This window comes from Olleya sp. AS48 (assembly GCF_038900355.1).
Lineage (GTDB): Bacteria > Bacteroidota > Bacteroidia > Flavobacteriales > Flavobacteriaceae > Olleya.
Genome location: NZ_JBBMRD010000025.1, coordinates 1 through 3,059, shown reverse-complemented (window position 1 = coordinate 3,059; position 3,059 = coordinate 1). Strand labels below are relative to the sequence as shown.

The 3,059-nt window shown below is 37.9% G+C and carries 1 pseudogene; it reads right to left on the bottom strand.

Annotated elements, in window-relative coordinates:
- A pseudogene (locus WNY60_RS15475) lies at window positions 1-3,059 on the bottom strand (hypothetical protein); the annotation flags it as partial.

The following is a 3,059-nucleotide window of genomic DNA, read 5'->3' as shown; positions in this document are numbered from 1 at the left end:
GTGATTACTGGTGGCTCACTTTCTTCTACCGTTGCAGAGTCGTCATTAGTACATCCTGTAACTGCATCTGTTACTATTACTGTATACAAACCACCTTGTGTTGGTGTTAAGCTGCTTCCTGTTTCTCCTGGAAGGGTTACGCTTTCTAATTGCCACTCAAAAGTGTAGTCTGTCGCACTTAATCCTGTATCTAATACTGGTGTGTTTACCACTTCGGTTCCGTTTGTATTAACACATAATAAATAAGTGTCATCTAAATCAAACTCTGGTAATGGGTTAACTTGTAATGTGATTTCGGCAGTGTCATAACATACTGAGCTGTCTGCTTGATTATCTAACACGCCATCGCCATCAATATCTACTGCATCTGCAATACCATCGCCATCAATATCTACTTCATCAATTAAACCATCTGCATCTGTATCTGTTCCGTCTGATAGTCCATCGCCATCAACATCTATTAGGTCAAAAACGCCATCTAAATCGGTATCAATTGTATCAATCGTTCCGTCGCCATTAAAGTCTATTCCTGTTGTCCCTAATCCTGCTAGGTCGATAGCCAATGGTAATACAGTCATGGTATTGTTATCTACACGTACATAAATGACTTGTGGATTAACACTGTTTTCATATAAAAATGGTAACGCATCTGTTGCTGTATCGGCATCTGCTTGTGTGGCATAATAGCTTACAATGTAATTCGCTGGATCTTGTCCATCTAATACTTCTGGATTTAATGTTAATAAATCAAATTGTGCGCTATCATCAGTTGTGTCTCCATCGGTTTCCATATTGTCATCACATATCTGGTATACGATTGGTACTAAGTCTGGATTGGCTTGTGCTGCTTCCTGAACTTCGATATTAAATGTCGTGGTCGTATCACATCCTGTTAGGGTATTGGTAATGTTAACGTATATGGTTTGTGGGTTACTTGTATTGGTATATGGACTACTTAATGCATTCATTGCCATATCTGCTTCACCTTGTGTTTCATGATACGTTACAGTAAAGATTGTTCCGTCTTGTCCGTTTAGGATTTCTGGTGTTTTACTTTCTAAATCAAAGCCATATTGACCATCATTAAATAATTCGCAATAGATATAATCTTCTATTGGGCTAACCTCTGGTAATGGATTTACTGTAATGTCAAAACTTACTATAGTATAACATCCTGTTCCTCCTGTTCCTGAGGCATCTGTTCCGTTTGTTACACGCATGTAAATCGTCTGCGGATTGATTGCTACGCCTGGATTATCTGGATCTTCATTACTATGTGCTGTTGGATCTACTATTTGATTAGTTCCCATTAAGGCATCATCTAAATCCGTATAGTAACTTGCGCTTACGCCTAATTCTCCGTTTATTGTGGTTACTTCATTTGTGGTTAGGTCAAAGATTTCTATTAAATCATTTGGTCCTACAATATTCACATCATCACATAATTCTAAATCTGTAGGGTTTTGTAATGGTGTTGGGTTTGGTAACACACGGATGGTTAATGTTGTAAATGAGAAACATCCTGTATCTGCATCTGTGACTCTAACATAAACTGTTTGTGGGTTAGCTGGATTTGTTCCTACCATCATATTAGTATACATGGTTGGGTCTACTATTGGACTAACGTCGGCTTGTGCATTGGCTTGTGTTTCGTAATAGGTTACAATCCAACTAGGATTACCTGCGGTAATTTCGTCGTTTTTAACCGTTAGGTCAAACGTTGCCATATCGTCATTGTTTTCGTAATAATCTGCATCTAACTCATCACATATTGCTAATGGTGTTGGTTGCACAATTACTGGTGGAAACTCAACTCGGATTATAAATGAGCCTGTTGTAACACATCCATTTACGTTACCTTCTAATCTAACATAAATTGTCTGTGGGTTAGTAACATTAGTATAGTTACCTGTGTTAACTATTGGGCTAGTTCCGTTGTCTGCTGCTATTTGTGTGGTGTGGTACGTTAATGTAAAATCTGCTGGATCTTGTGTCCCTAAGATTTGTGGTGCCATTACTGTATCAAAATCAAATTGGCTAAACCCATCATCGTTATCATCACATACAATATAATCATCGATTACTACTGGTACTACTGGTGATGGTTGTACTTGTAATGGTAATACGACTATTGTAAAACATCCTGTGATATCATTTTCTGCACGCACATATATCATTTGCGTGTTTGCAACGATATTTGTGTATGGACTAACTAAGGCATTTAAATCGTTTGTCGCATCGGCTTGTGTTTCGTGATAACTGATGCTTACGTCTGGCTCTCCATTTAAGATCGTTGTTGTTTGACTGTCTAAATTAAAGGTTGTAAATCCGTCGTTATCGTCATCACATTCTATTAAAGCTACTGGACTTGCTTGTGGTGATGGGATAGGATTAACTCTTAAGTCTAATGTAATTGTGCTGACACAGCCTGTTACATTATCCACTGCTCTTACATAAACCGTTTGTGGGTTTACAATATTAGTGTATGGACTAAATATTTGGTCCGCTGCTGTAGCATTGTCTGCTCCGGATTGACTAATATAGTGGGTTAAGGTGATTCCGGTTTGTCCTGCTAGAATTTGTGCATTGGCATCTTCTAAATTAAAGGCTTCTACTTCGTCTCCTGGATTGTTATAATCACATAAGGCTATTGGATCAGGTTGTACTAATACTGGTAATGGGTTTACAATTAAATCCATTGGTGTTACTGTAGAACAGCCATTAGCGTTATCATCCACGCGTACCCAAATAATTTGTATATCTGCGGTTGTGTTTGTGTAAGCATTTGGTGTTGCTATTGCATTTGTTGGCACATTAGCGTTGGCTTCTGTTTCGTAAAATGTTATCGTATAATCTGCTGCTGCTAAATCGTTTGTTGTATCTGAATCTAACTGATTTAATATCTCTGGATTGTTTAATTCTAAATCAAAAATTGCAAAACCGTCTGCATCATTATCACAAACTTCTAAAGCACTTGGGTCTGTTATTTGTGGTGTTGGGTTTACTATTAAAACCAAGTCTACAAACGTTGCACAGTCTGTTGAGATTGTTGCACTTTC